At 75.1% G+C, this 15,433-nt stretch carries 13 protein-coding genes; 7 read left to right on the top strand and 6 right to left on the bottom strand.

Translation table 11 applies throughout. The features are described from left to right. Positions 1 to 31 precede the first annotated feature (31 nt). The 3 genes from K330_RS0108160 to K330_RS20065 are packed head-to-tail and all read left to right on the top strand — an operon-like array spanning position 32 to position 3,029. Complete coding sequence (locus tag K330_RS0108160; RefSeq protein WP_022921342.1) at positions 32 to 1,261, top strand: metal-dependent hydrolase family protein; 1,230 nt, start codon at positions 32 to 34, stop codon at positions 1,259 to 1,261. A 43-nt stretch (positions 1,262 to 1,304) separates the two neighbouring features. Next, the gene (locus K330_RS0108155) at positions 1,305 to 2,276 is read left to right on the top strand and encodes a quinone oxidoreductase family protein (RefSeq protein WP_022921341.1); all 972 of its coding nucleotides are present in this window, start codon (positions 1,305 to 1,307) and stop codon (positions 2,274 to 2,276) included. Between the two features lie 42 nt (positions 2,277 to 2,318). Further along, positions 2,319 to 3,029 (top strand): TMEM164-related integral membrane acyltransferase, encoded by a 711-nt coding sequence (locus K330_RS20065; protein ID WP_022921340.1) that lies wholly within the window; start codon positions 2,319 to 2,321, stop codon positions 3,027 to 3,029. Between the two features lie 49 nt (positions 3,030 to 3,078). Here the strand turns inward: K330_RS20065 and K330_RS0108145 are convergent, their stop codons facing one another. After that, positions 3,079 to 5,565 (bottom strand): cell wall-binding repeat-containing protein, encoded by a 2,487-nt coding sequence (locus tag K330_RS0108145; RefSeq protein WP_040657904.1) that lies wholly within the window; start codon positions 5,563 to 5,565, stop codon positions 3,079 to 3,081. A gap of 140 nt (positions 5,566 to 5,705) precedes the next feature. Here K330_RS0108145 and K330_RS0108135 point away from each other — a divergent pair, with 140 nt between their 5' ends. The 3 genes from K330_RS0108135 to K330_RS0108125 all read left to right on the top strand — a co-directional run bounded on the left by K330_RS0108135 (position 5,706) and on the right by K330_RS0108125 (position 10,035). Further along, on the top strand, positions 5,706 to 6,593 hold the full coding sequence (locus K330_RS0108135; RefSeq protein WP_022921337.1) for an alpha/beta fold hydrolase: 888 nt from the start codon (positions 5,706 to 5,708) through the stop codon (positions 6,591 to 6,593). 56 nt (positions 6,594 to 6,649) lie between these two features. Next, entirely contained in the window at positions 6,650 to 8,899 is a 2,250-nt protein-coding gene (locus tag K330_RS22615) for a cell wall-binding repeat-containing protein (RefSeq protein ID WP_022921336.1), read from the top strand. A gap of 155 nt (positions 8,900 to 9,054) precedes the next feature. Beyond that, positions 9,055 to 10,035, top strand: coding sequence for a hypothetical protein (locus tag K330_RS0108125; RefSeq protein ID WP_156875743.1), 981 nt, complete (start codon positions 9,055 to 9,057; stop codon positions 10,033 to 10,035). A 3-nt stretch (positions 10,036 to 10,038) separates the two neighbouring features. Here the strand turns inward: K330_RS0108125 and K330_RS20055 are convergent, their stop codons facing one another. Genes K330_RS20055 through K330_RS0108100 form a run of 5 tightly spaced genes read right to left on the bottom strand, consistent with a single transcriptional unit; the run spans position 10,039 to position 14,000 of the window. Then, positions 10,039 to 10,833: a metallophosphoesterase family protein gene (locus tag K330_RS20055; RefSeq protein ID WP_051145525.1), complete on the bottom strand. Its 795-nt coding sequence runs from the start codon at positions 10,831 to 10,833 to the stop codon at positions 10,039 to 10,041. Next, positions 10,830 to 11,084, bottom strand: a complete 255-nt coding sequence (locus K330_RS20050; protein WP_040657903.1) for a hypothetical protein — start codon at positions 11,082 to 11,084, stop codon at positions 10,830 to 10,832. Before K330_RS20050 ends, K330_RS20055 begins: the two co-directional genes overlap by 4 nt. After that, entirely contained in the window at positions 11,081 to 11,680 is a 600-nt protein-coding gene (locus K330_RS20045) for a nucleotidyltransferase family protein (protein ID WP_156875742.1), read from the bottom strand. Before K330_RS20045 ends, K330_RS20050 begins: the two co-directional genes overlap by 4 nt. Before the next feature lie 59 nt (positions 11,681 to 11,739). Next, positions 11,740 to 13,038, bottom strand: a complete 1,299-nt coding sequence (locus K330_RS0108105; protein ID WP_022921333.1) for a T3SS (YopN, CesT) and YbjN peptide-binding chaperone 1 — start codon at positions 13,036 to 13,038, stop codon at positions 11,740 to 11,742. A 26-nt stretch (positions 13,039 to 13,064) separates the two neighbouring features. After that, the gene (locus K330_RS0108100; protein ID WP_022921332.1) at positions 13,065 to 14,000 is read right to left on the bottom strand and encodes an aldo/keto reductase; all 936 of its coding nucleotides are present in this window, start codon (positions 13,998 to 14,000) and stop codon (positions 13,065 to 13,067) included. A gap of 61 nt (positions 14,001 to 14,061) precedes the next feature. On the opposite strand from K330_RS0108100, the gene K330_RS0108095 reads away from it, so the two are divergent. Further along, complete coding sequence (locus K330_RS0108095; protein ID WP_022921331.1) at positions 14,062 to 15,357, top strand: MFS transporter; 1,296 nt, start codon at positions 14,062 to 14,064, stop codon at positions 15,355 to 15,357. The last annotated feature ends 76 nt before the right edge of the window (positions 15,358 to 15,433 follow it).

The following is a 15,433-nucleotide window of genomic DNA, read 5'->3' as shown; positions in this document are numbered from 1 at the left end:
GCCCGGGCCGCGCACCCCCTACCGTGTGCGCATGACGAGCATCCTCTTCCGCGGCGGCACGGTCCTCGACGGCACCGGCGCCGCCCCTTCCGTCGGAGACGTGCACGTGGTGGACGGGCGGGTCGCGGAGGTTGGCCCTGGGCTCGGCGTCGAGGCCGACGAGGTCGTCGACTGCGCCGGTGCGACCGTGCTGCCGGGCCTGTTCGACTGCCACGTGCACGTGATGTTCGAGCAGCCCGACCTCATGCGGGTCCTGCAGACGCCGTTCTCGCTGCCGTTCTTCCAGGCGGTGCACCGCCTGCGGGCCACCCTCGAGACCGGCATCACCTGGGTCCGCGACGCCGGCGGCGCCGACCTGGGGGTGGCCGAGGCGGTGCGCCGCGGCGTCACGCCCGGTCCGCGGATGCAGATCGCGCTCACCATGCTCAGCCAGACCGGCGGGCACGGCGACGACTGGCACGTGTGCGGCGCCGAGCTCGGCCTGCTGGCCACCCACCCCGGGATGCCCGACGCGGTCGTCGACGGGCCGGAGGAGATGCGCAAGCGGGTCCGCGAGCTCGTCCGCGCGGGCGCCGACGTCATCAAGGTGGCCACCAGCGGCGGTGTGCTCTCCCCGCTCAGCAACCCGCTGCACGGCCACTTCCGCGACGACGAGATCGCCGCGCTCGTGACCGAGGCCCGGGCTGCGGGGCTGCACGTGATGGCGCACGCCCAGGCCACCGACGGCATCAAGACCGCGGTCCGCGGCGGCGTCCGGTCGGTCGAGCACGGGATCTACCTCGACGACGAGGCCATCGGGCTCATGCTCGAGCACGGCACCTGGCTGGTGCCGACGCTGTCGGCGCCGCGCGCCGTCCTGGCGCAGGCCGAGGCCGGGGCCGCGATCTCCGACCGGGTGCTGGCCAAGGCGCGGATGGTGGCCGAGGTCCACGACGACTCCTTCCGCCGGGCGGTCGACGCCGGTGTGCGCGTCGCGATGGGCACCGACTCCGGTGTCGGTGTGCACGGCACCAACCTGGAGGAGGTGCGCCTGATGGCCGAGCTGGGCCTGGGGGCGCAGCAGGCGTGGGAGGCGACCTGCCGCTCGGCGGCCGAGCTGCTCGGTGTCGCCGACGAGCACGGCACGCTGGAGCCGGGCAAGGTCGGCGACGTGGTGGTGCTCGACGGCGCCTTCGACGACCTCGAGGGCTTGCGCGGCCGGGTCCGGTCGGTCCACCTGGCGGGTGAGCAGGTCTTCGCGCGCGAGGCCGGCGGAGCCTGACCTGGCGGCAGGACCGAACGGGTCCGGCACTAGGGTCGGTCCCATGCGTGCCGTGATCGTGGAGCAGCCCGGAGGGCCGGAGGCCCTCACCGTCGTCGAGCGGGACGCCCCGCAGCCAGGCCCCGGGGAGGTCCGCGTCGACCTGGCCGCCGGCGGGGTCAACTTCATCGACATCTACCAGCGCAGCGGCGCCTACCGCGTGCCGACGCCGTTCGTCGCCGGCAACGAGGGTGCCGGCACGGTCTCGGCGGTGGGGGAGGACGTCCTCGACGTCGTCCCCGGTGACCGCGTCGCGTGGGCGATGACCCCGGGCACCGGGTATGCCGAGCAGGCCCTCGTCCCCGCCGCCCGCCTCGTGCCCGTGCCCGACGGGGTCGACCTGGAGACCGCGGCCGCAGCGATGCTGCAGGGGATGACCGCGCACTACCTGGTGAACTCCACCTTCGAGGCCCGCGAGGGGCAGACCGCGGTCGTCACCGCCGCGGCCGGCGGGGTCGGCCTCCTGCTGTGCCAGATGCTGCGTGAGAAGGGCGTGCGGGTCATCGGCACCGTCGGCAACGCCGAGAAGGCCGAGCTGGCCCGCGCCCACGGCGCGGCCGAGACGGTCCTCTACCGCGAGGTCGACCTCGCCACCGAGGTGGGCCGGCTGACCGACGGCCAGGGGGTGCACGTGGTCTACGACGGCGTCGGCAGGGACACCTTCGACGCGGGCCTGTCGGTGCTGCGGCCGCGCGGCATGATGGTCCTCTTCGGCGCGGCGAGCGGCCCCGTCCCCCCGGTCGACCCCCAGGTGCTCAACAGCGCCGGGTCCCTCTACCTGACCCGTCCCTCGCTGGCCCACTACGCCGCGGAGCGCGAGGAGCTGCTGTGGCGGGGCCGCGAGGTGCTGGGTGCGGTCGCCGACGGGCGGCTGCAGATCCGCGTCGGCGGCCGCTACCCGCTGGCCGAGGCGCGCCGCGCGCACGAGGACCTCGAGGGCGGCCGGACCACCGGCAAGCTCATCCTCGTGCCCTGACGTCCACGGGAGGAGGGCGTCCACCGCATAGCCTCTGCTGCCGTGGACGCCTTCCTCGACCCGCACCCCGGGTGGATCGCCGTCGGCGGTCCTGACCACCTGACCTACGCCGCCGGCGTGGCGCTGCTCGCGGTGCTGCTCGTGACCCGGCGTGAGCAGGTGCGCGAGCACGCCGTGGCGGTCAGGAGGGCGCTCGTGGTGGTCGTGGTGGCGCAGCAGCTGACGCTCTACGGCTTCTACGCCGCCACCGGCTGGGACGCCGCGGAGTCGCTCCCGCTGCACATCTCCCGCGTCTCGGCGCTGCTCGGGCTCGTCTACCTCCTCACCGGCAGCCGCCGGGTGATGGACGTGCTGTTCTACCTGGGGCTGTGGGCCTGGGCCAGCTTCTGCTACCCGCAGAACGTCCAGCCGGTGACCAACATCCTGGGCTGGAGCTTCTTCGTCAACCACGCGGTCACGCTGCTCCTGCCGGCGCTGGCCTGGGTCACCACCGGGTGGCGCCCGTCGCGGCCGGCGCTGTGGCGGGCCTTCGGGTGGTTCCTCGTCTACGTCGCCGCTGCGGTGGCCGCCAACTTGGTGACCGGGGGCAACTACTTCTACCAGCGGGAGAAGCCGGTGCTGCCGTTCCTGGCCCAGCCCTGGTTCCTGCTCGCCTCGGTCGCGGCGACGCTTGCGCTGTTCTGGGTCGGGTATGCCGTCGCCCGCCTGGTGCAGCGCGCCTCCTCGCCCACGCCGTCCGGCGTGCGTCGCTGAGGGGCCCGGACGGGGGCACCGTGTCCCGTCCGGTCCCGGGCGGGCCGCCTCAGCGCAGCAGGTCGGCCAGGCGCGCGACCGCCGTGCCGTCGACCGCCCCCGGGCCGCCGAGGACGAAGATGGCCTGCGGGCTCTGCCGCGTGAGCGTCGTGCCGGTGGCGTTGGTCACCCGGTCCTGCGCCGTGAGCACGATCGGCACCCCGCGCAGGCCGCCGGCCAGAGCAGCACCGACCAGGGCGTCGGGGAAGGACTGGCCCGAGGCGACGTAGGCGGGGGTCCGGCCGGCGGGGAACTGCGCGGCGACCTGGGACATGGTGCCGTAGCGGTCGGTCCCGGCGAGCCGCCGGTAGGACCCGGAGGAGGTGTGCTCGGCGGCCTGGCGCGCCACGGTGTCCGACACCGCGGTCGGACCGCCCAGCACGACGACCTCCCGGGCGTTCAGCCGCTGCAGGGCGGCGGCGGTGTCGACGCTGAGCCGGTCGGTGCGGGTCAGCAGCAGCGGCATCCGCTCGTGCCCGGCCAGGGCGGCCCCGGCCAGCGCGTCCGGGTAGTCCTGCCCGCTGGCCAGGTAGACCCGTGCGGCGCCGGCGGGGTAGTAGGCGGCCAGGCCTGCCGCCGTCGCGTAGCGGTCCCCGCCGGCGACCCGGGTCAGGTCGCGGGTGGTGGTGTAGCCGCGCAGCTCCTCGGCCACGGCGGTGGAGACCGAGCCGGTGCCACCGACGACGACGATGCGGGCGGGGGAGAGGCGGCGCAGCGCCGCCCGGGTCTGCGCCGGGACCGTCCCGGGCCGCGTGAGCAGGACGGGCGCGTCGTACACCCCGGCCCGGGACGCAGCGGTCAGGGCGTCGGGGTAGTCCCCACCGTTGACCACGTAGACCACGCCGGTGCCCGGGCCCCAGGCCCGGCTGGCCTCTGCCGCGGTGGCGTAGCGGTCACCGCCCGCGATCCGGTCGACCGTGCCCTGCTGGGCGATCGTGAAGTAGGTCGAGGACAGGCCGTCGGCGTTGCCCGGCCAGGCGTTGGCCATCTGCAGACCACCACCGCTGGCGTAGGCCCAGGTGTAGGCACCGGAGGCGGTGAAGCCCTCGACCCGGGCGTCCAGCACCCGGCCGCCCCAGCGGCCGTGACCGTCGCGACGCAGGATCTGCACGCGTTCGACGCGGTGGATGCCGTAGCGGGCCTCCAGCCGGGAGACCGGGAGCTGGGCGTCCCACGAGCTGCGGGGGTTGGACGCCACCGCGTCGTAGGGGTCGGGGTGGGCGGTGAGGTAGCCGTGGCCCGCCCCGCCGACGGTCGTGTGCCCGCCGGTGGAGGAGGAGTACATGGTCGTGGCCAGCTGCCGGACGCCGCTGCCGAAGTCGTAGGTCAGGACCTGGCGGTCCGTGGCGTCGACCGCCGCGGTGCTGTTCGCGTGCTCGTAGGAGGTGACGGTGCCGTTGCTGTTGCGCACGCCGAACCCGCGGTAGGCCTGGCAGGCGGTGGTGTCGCAGGTGTCGTAGTAGCCGGTGCCGCCGGCGCCGCGCAGGGCGTAGGTCCGCGCCGCGACGGCCTGGGCGCGCAACGCCTGGGCGTGGAAGGAGACCGGCATCTCGGCCATCGTGACCGAGCGCAGGTAGTGCTGCATCGGCAGGTGGTTGACGGTGGCCAGGCTGGTGGTGCCGCGGTGGGTGGCGGTGAGCGTGCCCCGGTAGATGCGCCGCTGCCCGGAGGGGAGGAACAGGTCGACCGTGCCCTCGCTCGGCGAGCTGAAGGAGACCGGGCAGGACCGCGGCATCCCCGAGGGCCAGGCGGTGCGCCACGTCCCGGCGGTCGTCAGGCCCTCCAGGGTGCAGCTGGAGGAGGAGGTGCTCGAGGCGGTGACCCGCCACTGGGTGTGGCCGGGGGGCAGCGCGTAGGTCCTGCTGCCCGGTGCGCCGCTGACGACCAGGCCGGCGCGGTGGTCGACCCGGGTGACCCCGTCGTTGTCGATCGTCACACCGATGCGGATCGTGCCGGTCGGGCGCTCCTCCAGCACGGTGCCGGGGTAGTAGAAGGACAGGATCTGCCGGTGGGTCAGGCCGGCCCTGCCCGCCCCGTCGGCGCCGTACTGGGACATGCCGACCCCGTGCCCGAAGCCGCCGCCCTGCACGTCGTAGGAGCCGTCGGCCGGCCGGGGGTAGACCTCGGCGCCGGGCTGGGGGGCCGGGAGCGCGGTGACCTCGGCCTCGACCACCGTCTCGGGCTCCCCGAGCAGGTCCGCCTGCGCCTCGACGAAGCCGAACCGCTGGTCCACCTCGAGCACCGGCGCGTCCGGGTCGAGGACGACCGGGTCCACCGGGTCGGCCGCCGGTGCGGCGGCGTCCGCGGAGCCGTCGTCCACGGAGGGGCCGGCACCCGCCTCCGGCGACACCGTCGCGTCCGTGGACGGCTCCACCGTCGTGCCCTCCTCGGTCGGCGCCGCGGTCGTGGCGACCGGGTCCGGCTCGGCGACCGCGACGGCCATCGGGGACAGCGTGACCGCAAGGGCGGTCGAGAGGGCAAGGATCGAGCGGCGCACGGGGGGACTCCTCGGGACGGTGACGGCGGGCACCATCCTGCGCGACGTGTGACAGGTGTGACAAGAGTGAAGGTTGAACTACATACCGGTAATTCCTGACGGTCCTCGGGGAGGGCCCGGGCGGCGCTAGATTGACCGGGATGGAGACCTTCGCCAGCGGCGACCTGGTCCTCGACGTCGTGGACGGCGGCCCGGCCGACGGAGAGGTCGTGGTGCTGCTGCACGGCTTCCCCCAGGACGCCTCCGCGTGGGACCTGGTGACCCCGCACCTGCACGAGGCGGGACTGCGCACCCTCGCGCCGCACCAGCGCGGCTACTCGCCGGGCGCCCGGCCCCGCCGGGCGCGCGACTACCGGTTGCCCGACCTGGTCGGTGACGTGCTCGCGCTCCTCGATGCCGCCGGCGTGCAGCGGGCGCACGTCGTCGGTCACGACTGGGGAGGGGGCGTCGCGTGGGCGCTGGCGCAGGGCCATCCCGAGCGCGTCGCGAGCCTGGTGGTGCTGTCCACGCCCCACCTCGACGCGTTGCGCTGGGCGCTGCGGCGCGGGGACCAGGCCCGGCGCAGCTGGTACGTGCTGGGCCTCCAGCTGCCGGTGGTGCCCGAGGTGCTGCTCGCCCGGATGCTGCGCAGGGGCGACCTGCGCAGGACCGGACTGCCCGAGGAGTGCTGCCGCAGGTATGCCGCGCGGCTGGGACGGCCCGCGCTGCTGCGGGGACCGGTCAACTGGTACCGCGCCCCGCTGCGCCGGGCCGGGCGGCGCGGGAACCGGCCGGCCGGGGTGCCGCGCCCCGCCGGGTCCCGGACGGTCACCGTCCCGACCACCTACCTGTGGGGCAACCGGGACCCGTTCCTGGGCCGGGCGGCGGCCGAGCGCACGGCGGAGCACGTCACGGGCCACTACCTCTTCCTCGAGGTCGACGCGGGGCACTGGCTGCCCGAGCGTCAGGCAGAGCTGGTGGCCCGCGCGGTGATCGAGCGGGCCGGCGTGGCCGGTCCCTGCGACACAGGAGCGACACACCTGCGGTAGAGCAGGCGGGACCAGGGTCGTGAAGGCCACCATCTCCGGTCTACAGGGGGACCGATATGTCTCTACCGCTCCGCGGGCGACACCGTGACGTCGCCGCACTCGTCAGCGTCGGGCTCCTCGTCCTCGCGCCGCTCGCCGGCGCGCAGGCCGCGGGGCCCGACGACCCGCAGGCGGCGCAGGCCGCCGCGCCCGGGTTGGCCCCGGCCGACCTGCCGGACTGGGTGACGATCACCAACGGCACCGTGACGCTGGGCGTCTGGAACACCGGCGAGCTCAACGTGCCCGCCGGCGCCACGGACTCCGGCGGCTCCACCGACGTCGGGCTGCGCTTCGTGCCCACCGGCAACGAGGCCACCTCGATCGGCTGCCTGTGCGAGGGCTGGGGAGCGGCCGACGCCACCAGCGGTGTCTCCGGCTTCACCGACCGCGAGCTCGGCGGACCGGCCAACCTGCGCGTCGAGTCCTTCACCGCCACGGCGGACAGTGCCGTCTCCACCGTCGTGATCGACGACGGCGCAGGAGCGGACGTCCTGCGCGTGCAGCACGACTACCACCCGTCCTCGACCCCCAACCTCTACGAGGTCCGGGTCACGCTCACCAACCTCAGCGGTGCGCCGGTCGACCCGCGCTACCGCCGGGTCACCGACTGGGGCGCCCAGCCGACCGCGGGGGCGGAGTGGATGACGATCGAGGGCGCCGACGCGACGGCGCACGTCCGGTTCGCCAGCAACGACGGCTTCGCGGCCACCGACCCGCTCGCCGGGCCGTCCGACCTGGGACTGGTCGGCGACTTCGAGGACCAGGGGCCGATGGACCACGGCTCGCTCTTCGACCTGGGCTTCGACCCGATCGCCGCGGGCGGCACCCTGTCGTTCACGACCTACTACGGCGCCGCCGCGACCGAGGCCGCGGCGGACACGGCGGTGGCCGCGGTGAACGCCGCCGCGCACGCCTACGCGCAGCCGAGCACCTCCACCGGGCCCTCCGCGGGTTCGCCGAACACCTTCGTCTACGCCGTGGGGCGGGTCGGCGCCGCGCCGGCCCCCCCGACCGTCTCCCTCACCGCGGCCACGTCCTCGGTCGCGGAGTCCGCGGGCAGCGCCACGGTCGGCGTGCAGCTGAGTGCGGCGGCGACCGTCCCGGTGACCGTGGACTACGCCACCTCGGCCGGCACGGCCACGGCGGGTGCCGACTACACGCAGACGTCGGGGACCCTCACCTTCGCGCCCGGCACGACGGCCCAGAGCATCACCGTGCCGATCATCGACGACACCGTCGTGGAGGGGCCGGAGACGGTCCAGGTGACCCTGAGCAACGCCACCGGCGGCGTCCTCGGCACGCCGTCGACGGCGACGCTGACGATCACCGACGACGACGTCGCACCGCCTCCGGCCGAGGTCGAGCGCTGGAGCGGCATCGACCGCTACGGCACGGCCGCCGCGGTCGCGGAGCAGTGGGGCACCGGTGTCCCGCTCGTCTACGTCGCCTCGGGCAGGACCTATCCCGACGCGCTGAGCGCGGGGGCCCTGGCGGGAATGCTCGACGCACCCATGCTGCTGGTCCGGCCCGACGGCATACCGAACGTCACCGCGGACGCCCTGGACCGGCTGGCCCCGCAGCGCATCGTGGTGCTGGGTGGCCCGAACGCGGTGTCCACCGCCGTGGAGGACGCGCTCGCCGCCCACGCCACGGCCGGGACCGCGGACGAGGTGACACGGCTGGCCGGGATCGACCGCTACGGCACCGCGGCCGCGGTGGCCGGGGAGTTCGGCACGGACGTGCCGGTCGTCTACGTGGCGACGGGTCGCGACTACCCCGACGCCCTGAGCGGCGCGGCCCGTGCAGGTCTCGAGGGCGGGCCGGTGCTGCTCACCCGGCCGGACGGCCTGCCGGCCTCGACCCGTGCCGCGCTCACCGCGGCAGCGCCTTCCAGGATCGTCGTCCTCGGCGGCAGCGGCGTGGTCGACGACGCGGTCCTGACCGCCCTGGAGGGCTACACCGACGGCGAGGTCGTCCGACGCGGCGGCACGGACCGCTACGACACCGCGGCGCTGGGCTCCGCCGACCACCCGGCCCCCGTGCCGGTGGTGTTCATCGCGACCGGCCAGGCGTTCCCCGACGCGCTGACCTCCGGTCCGGCCGCGGTCCGGGCGCCCGGGCCGGTCCTGCTCACCCGCTCCGACCAGCTGCCGCAGCGGACGAGGGCCGAGCTGGAGCGTCTCAACCCGGCACGCATCGTCGTCCTGGGCGGCCCCGGTGCCGTCTCGGCCGAGGTGGAGGTGGCCCTCGCGCCCTACATCGGCTAGGCCCCACGAGCGGCAGCGTCGTCCGGAGTCCTCCCCGGGCGGCGCTGCTGCGCGCCCGTCCTGCGGTGCGGGTCACGTTCCGGTGTCGTCCTTCGGTCGCCGTGGCTACAGTCGGAAGGACGTCGTGCCCGGAAAGCGTCCGAGGAGGTGGTGCCGTGCCGGCCAGCGGGACGGTGCGCAGCGTCTCCCGTCAGACGCCCCGTGGCCGACAGGTGCCCATGGGGCGGACGGCGGCGCTGCTGGTGGGTCTGCTCCGTGAGGACGAGCGGTACCGCCGCGCCTGGCGCGCGCGCATGGACCGCACACCGACCGCCGACGTGCAGCAGAGCGCCGTCGCCCGGGTCCTCGCCGACCACCTGTGGGAGACCGGCCAGGCGGAGGAGGAGGACGAAGCGCTGCCGCGGCGGCTCAAGGACACGGTCGCCCGGGCGCTGTCCGGACGGCACGTGTCACCGCGCACCCTGCGCATGTTCATGGACGCCTTCGAGATGGGGTCGGCGCACCGCACGCTGCTGTGGACCTATCTCGAGCGGGAGATCGGGGCCGAGGAGGCCAGGACCCGGGCGGTCGCCGGGCCCCGTGGGGCCGTGACCCCGCCGGACGGCCCGGAGCTCGCAGGGGCGTGGGAGTCCGCGAGCATCCACGCCGTCCACACCGTCGGCGTCGGGGGGACGGTGCGGCTTCGCCTGCTGCACGTCGTGCGTGCCCTGGAGCCGCTCGGCACGCTCGCCCTCCCGCTCGCCGGCGCCGGGACCACCGTCGAGGTGCGTCACGGGGCGGTGGCGGGCTCCGTCGGTCGCGCCGAGGGCGCGGCCGACGTCGTGCAGCTCCGCCTTGTCGAGCAGCTGGCGCCGGGTCAGACCGCGGTGCTGGAGTATGACGTCGCGCCGGCCGCCGGCGGCCCGGCCACCGAGGCCCGCACGCCGCTGCCGTCGATGGCCGACGGCAGCACGGCCGTGGTCCAGGTCCGCTTCCACCCCGGCCGGCTCCCCGGGCAGCTGTGGTGGTGGCAGGAGGCCCCCGACGACGAGCAGCCCGGCCCGCCCCCCGTCCCCGTGACCCTCGGGCCCGACCACGACGCGCACCGGGTCCTCACCGGCGCAGCAGGTCCGGCCGGCTTCCGGTGGCGCTGGTGAGGGTCAGGCGCCGGTGCCCGGGGTGACCACCCCGTGCCTGCCGGCGCGCGACCGCGCCCGCGAGGTCCCCTCGGGGTGCAGGTCGTAGACCGCGTAGGCCGCCCGGATGACCGGTTGGGCCACGTTCCGGACCCGGACACCGCCCTCCGTCACGCCCTTCTCGGTCCCGGCGTGCGCGTGCCCGTGCACGGCCAGCCCCACCGTGACGTCGGCCTCGTCCACCGCCTGGCCCAGCAGGTAGTTGCCCAGGAACGGCCAGATCTCCGGGGGCTCGCCGAGCAGCGTCTCGTCGACCGGTGCGTAGTGCGTCAGGGCCACGGTGACGTCGGGGCCGGCCACGGCCAGGTCCGCCAGCGCCTCCTCCAGCAGCTGTGCGCTGTGCCTCCCGGTGCGGGTGAAGTCCTTCATCTCGGGCTCGCCGAAGTCGCTCGCGCACCGTCCGGCGAAGCCCATGCCGAAGCCCTTGGCCCCGGCCACCCCCAGCCGTCCGGCGGGAAGGTCCAGCACGACGCCCTCGCCCTCCAGGACGCGGACGCCCGCCTCGCCCAGGACCTGGACCAGCTCGTCGGCGCAGTCGCTGTGGTGGTCGTGGTTGCCGAGGACGGCCACCACCGGCACGGGCAGGTCGCGGTACTCCGCCGCCACGATGCGTGCCTCCTCCACGGTCCCGTGCCGCGTGAGGTCACCGGCCAGGAGCAGGACGTCGGCGTGCGCGGTCAGGTCGGCCAGCCCCGCACGGTGGCGCCCGGCCAGGTCGGGGCCCAGGTGAACGTCGCCGACGGCGGCCACCCGGATCACCGCAGGTCCTCCGCGGGGTGGGGCGGGCTGGACAGCGTCCGCTCGGCACAGGTCAGCTCGTCCACGACCTCCTGGCCGGGGCACAGGTCGGCGACCCGGTCCAGGACCGCCCGGCGGCTGCCCTCGCTGGAGACCGCGCCGTGGACCACGACCGTCCCGCCGTGCTGGGTGAGGTGGACGCCGAGCTCGGCGGTGCCGGCCTCCTCGGCCAGGCGTCGCTCCACGTCCTTGAGCCGGTAGGTGCCGGTCATGGTCTGGTCTCCTCGCGCCGGTCGGGCAGGGGGCCGGTGGTGACCGGCGGCAGCAGGTCGAGGTCGCAGGCCAGGCCGAGGGCGGCCCGTGCGAAGGGGCTGTCCCGGCAGGCGCTGTGGACCAGCTCGACGTCCAGCTGCTCGCGCAGGCTACGGACCGCGGCGAGGATGGGGGAGAGGTCGCAGTAGTGCTCGGTCAGCGCCGACAGCTTGGAGACGAGCAGGTCGGTGGCCGACATCACCGGCATCCGGACGGAGTCGACGCTCATCTCCGTCGCCCTGCCCAGCAAAGCGGCGTCGACCGGCCCGCTCGCCAGGCGGAAGATGACGTCGACCTGCTCCCCGCCGTGCCGGACCTTGAACAGCCAGTCCTCCGGCGGCTCGAGCACCTCCAGCCCGCGACCCCTCAGAGCGGTCCGGGCGCGGTGCTCGTCCTCCTCGAGGATCACCACGTCGGCGTCGTGCCGGCTGTCCGCGCCACCCCGCGCGTACACGGCATACCCGCCCGCCAGCGCGAACGGCACAGACTCCTCCTTCAGCGCCACCGCGACGGTCTTGAGCGCGTCGAGGATGGGTTGGACCTCTCCGGATCCCATCTGCCCATTCTGCGCGGCCCGGGCAGGCCGGGCGAGCCGGAAGGACCGGTCCGGCGCGGTCAGCCCTCGCCCGGGCCGCCGAAGGTCACGACGTGCCGCAGCGCGGCCCGCAGGACCCGCACGGTCCGGGACCAGCGGCGCACCTCGTCGCCCGCGGACCGGGCCGCGTCCGCGTCGCCCGCCGCACCCGCACGGCCGACGGAGGCGCGGGCCTCGATGGTGCGCTCCTCCGCCAGCCGGATCAGCCGCAGGATGAGGTCTCGGTCGTGGTGGCAGATCTCGGCGACACGGGCAGGCGGCAGCGCGGTGCCCGACGCGTCCAGCTGCAGCATCGTCGCGAGCTCGCCCGGCAGAGCCTCCTCCTCGGGAGGCTGGGACGCTCTTGGCGCCGGTCCGGGGGCCGAGGGTGCGCCCCCGTCGGTGCCCGCCGGCGCACCGCCAGGGCCGGCGGGCGTCGTGCCGGCCAGCAGGTCGATCCACCGGCGGCCGCGCACACGCAGGGCCAGGTCCTCGTCGAGACGGTCGATCTCGCGCCCCATGAGCTCCACCATGCCGACGAGGTGGCGCGGCACGAACGGCAGGCAGGGGATGGAGACGCTGGCGACCAGCTGGCGACCGACGAGGTGGAGCTTGCCGAACACCGACCGGCGGTTGAAGATCTCCACCTCGTGCCGGGCGGCCTCGAGGTCGCCGATGTCCTGCACCGGGATGGCGAAGACCGTCACCACCGGCTGCGCGTCGGCGGTCCGGACGTAGACGAGCGCGCTGCCGAAGAGGATCGGCACGTCGCCGTCGTGGTCGTGCCGGGGCGCGTGCCCGAGCGCGGCGTGCAGGGTGGCGTCCACCAGCCCGCGCAGCTCGGCCGGGGTGCGCACCGTCACGGCCGTGTCGAGGTCGAGGTCGGGCACCGGCTGCGCATCCCGCTCGCCCTGCTCGTCCTCGGCGGGGGCCGCGATGGTCAGCTCTCCGGCGTCGAGGAGGGCCGGGTGCGGCACCCCGACCACCTCGCGCAGGGTGTCGGTCATCACCGCCGCGAGCAGGTGGGCGTGGGAGCGCGGCAGCTCGAGCAGGTATGCGGTGCGGTCGGGGTCGGCCGTCCAGCCCAGCGCCATCAGGTGCCGGGACCGGTCGTCGTCGGCCCAGGGGGCGCCCGCGGCGGGCCGCAGCTCGGCGTGCAACCCCGCCTCGCCAGGTCCGTCGTCGCGGACCGACACCTCGAGCACCGGCGAGCCGTCGTCCTCCCCGCCCAGCGGTCGCAGCGTCAGCGGCCCGGCAAGCGTGGCCAGGTGGTCGGCCAGCCGGCTCAGGAAGCTCGCCCAGCCCACCTCGGTGGTGCGGTCCAGGTCGAACTCGTCCATGTCGCCAGCCTAGTGCGAGGGCGCCGTCAGAAGTCTGCTGACGCCTCGTCGAGCGCCGCGACGTCGGCGGCCGACAGCTGCAGCCCGGGCGCGGCCATCAGGGCGTCGAGCTGACCGGGTCGGGAGACCGAGGCGATCGGGGCGGTGACGCCCTTGGCCAGCACCCAGGACAGGGCGACGGTGGCCGGCTCCACGCCATACCCCTCGGCGACGCGCACCAGCTCCTCGACCACCCGCAGGCCGCCCGCCTCGAGGTAGCGACGGGCCGCCGCGCCGCGGGGCTGGCCCTCCAGGTCGGCCTCCGAGCGGTACTTGCCGGTGAGGAAACCGCTGGCGAGCGCCGGGTAGCTGAACACCATCGCGCCGAACTCCGTGACCAGGGGTGCGTAGTCGCGCTCGTAGCCGGCCCGGGAGACGAGGCTGTAGCGCGGCTGGACGGCGACGGGGACGCTGGCGCCCTCCCGCCGGGCGGTCTCGAACCACTCGCGCATGCGCTCGGGCGAGAAGTTGGACAGGCCGACGGCACGCACGCGACCGTCCCGGACGAGCCCGTCGAAGGTGGCGACCTGCTCGGCGACCGGGACCTCCTCGTCGTCGTAGTGGGCGTAGTAGAGGTCCACGTGGTCGGTCTGCAGCCGGTCGAGCGACTCCTCCAGGGCGGCGACGACCGTGTCGTGGGCGAGCCCCTCCCGGCCCGGCTTGCGGGCGACCTTGGTCGCGACCGCGACGTCGTCGCGCGACCCGCGCGCGGCCAGCCACCGGCCGAGGATCGTCTCGGACTGACCGCCGACGTCGTCGACCCAGGCCGCGTAGGAGTCGGCGGTGTCCACGAACGTCCCGCCGAGCTCGACGAAACGGTCCAGGACCGCGAAGGAGGTCGACTCGTCGGCCGTCCAGCCGAAGGCGTTGCCGCCCAGGTTGACGGGGAAGATCTCGACGGTGCTGCCGGGCAGGGTGGGCATGGGTGTCCTCTCGGGCGGATGGCGTGCACGTCGCCTCCGGCGACGGTCGTAGTGTCATAACATGCCGCAGCCCGCGCCCGACGACCGTGCCGTCCGACCCGTCCGCCTCGGCCTGGGTGCCAACGCCGCGCAGTTCGCCCTCCTGGTGGCGGTCAACGCCCTGGTCGGCGGCATGGTCGGCCAGCAGCAGACCGTGCTGCCGCTGCTGGCGGAGGAGGAGTTCGGGCTCGTCGGCTACACCTTCATCTTCACCTACGTCACCGCCTTCGGGGTGACCAAGGCAGCAGCCAACTACGTCGCGGGGACGTGGTCGGACCGGTACGGCCGCAAGCCGGTCCTGGTGGCCGGCTGGCTGCTGGCGATCCCGGTGCCGCTGCTGCTGATCTGGGCCCCGAGCTGGGGCTGGGTGATCGCGGCCAACGTGCTGCTCGGCCTCAACCAGGGGCTGACCTGGTCCACGACGGTCATCATGAAGATCGACCTCGTCGGGCCCCGGCAGCGGGGCCTGGCGATGGGGCTCAACGAGGCCGCGGGCTACGGCGCGGTGGCGGTCACCTCCCTGGCGGCCGGCTACCTGGCCGCCGAGCACGGGCTTCGGCCCGCGCCGTTCCTGCTGGGGCTGGCCTACACCGCGCTCGCGCTCGGCCTGTCGACCCTGGCGGTGCGGGAGACCCGCGAGCACGCCCGGGCGGAGGCGGTCGAGCACACCCCGCGCCCGGACGGGCGGCACGACCACCTGCACGGGCGGCTGAGCAGCGGCGAGGTGTTCGCGCAGACCAGCTACCGGGAGCCGGCTCTGTCCTCGGCGAGCCAGGCGGGCCTGGTCAACAACCTCAACTTCGGCCTGTCCTGGGGGCTGTTCCCGCTGCTGTTCGCGGGAGCCGGCCTGCGGGTGGACCAGATCGGGCTGCTGTTCGCCCTCTACCCCGGGGTCTGGGGAGTCGGGCAGCTGGTCACGGGGGCGCTGTCGGACCGGGTCGGGCGCAAGCACCTGGTGACCGCCGGCATGCTGACGCAGGCCGGCGCCCTGGTCGTCGTCGCCCTCGGCGACTCGTTCGCCGTGTGGGCCGTCGGCACGGTCCTGCTGGGTGCGGGGACGGCCATGGTCTACCCGACCCTGCTCGCCGTGGTCGGCGACGTCGCCCACCCCGGGTGGCGGGGACGGGCCGTGGGGATATACCGGGTCTGGCGGGACCTCGGGTATGCCGTCGGCGCGGTCCTGGGCGGCGTGGTCGCCGACCTGTGGAGCCTGCGGGCCGCCGTGTGGGTCGCCGCGGCGATCAGCCTGGTCTCGGCGGTCGGGGTCGCGGTGCGGATGTACGAGACCCACCACCGCCAGGACCTCTCCGTGGAGTGACCGGTCATGCCCGGGTGCACGAGGCCTCGGCCCCGGCCCTGACGGACCACGGGCCGGGGCCGGGTGCGGGGTGGGG

The sequence above is a fragment of the Ornithinimicrobium pekingense DSM 21552 genome, from assembly GCF_000421185.1.
GTDB lineage: Bacteria > Actinomycetota > Actinomycetes > Actinomycetales > Dermatophilaceae > Ornithinicoccus > Ornithinicoccus pekingensis.
Note: the sequence above shows the minus strand (reverse complement) of the source record. Positions and strands in the feature narration are given on the sequence as shown.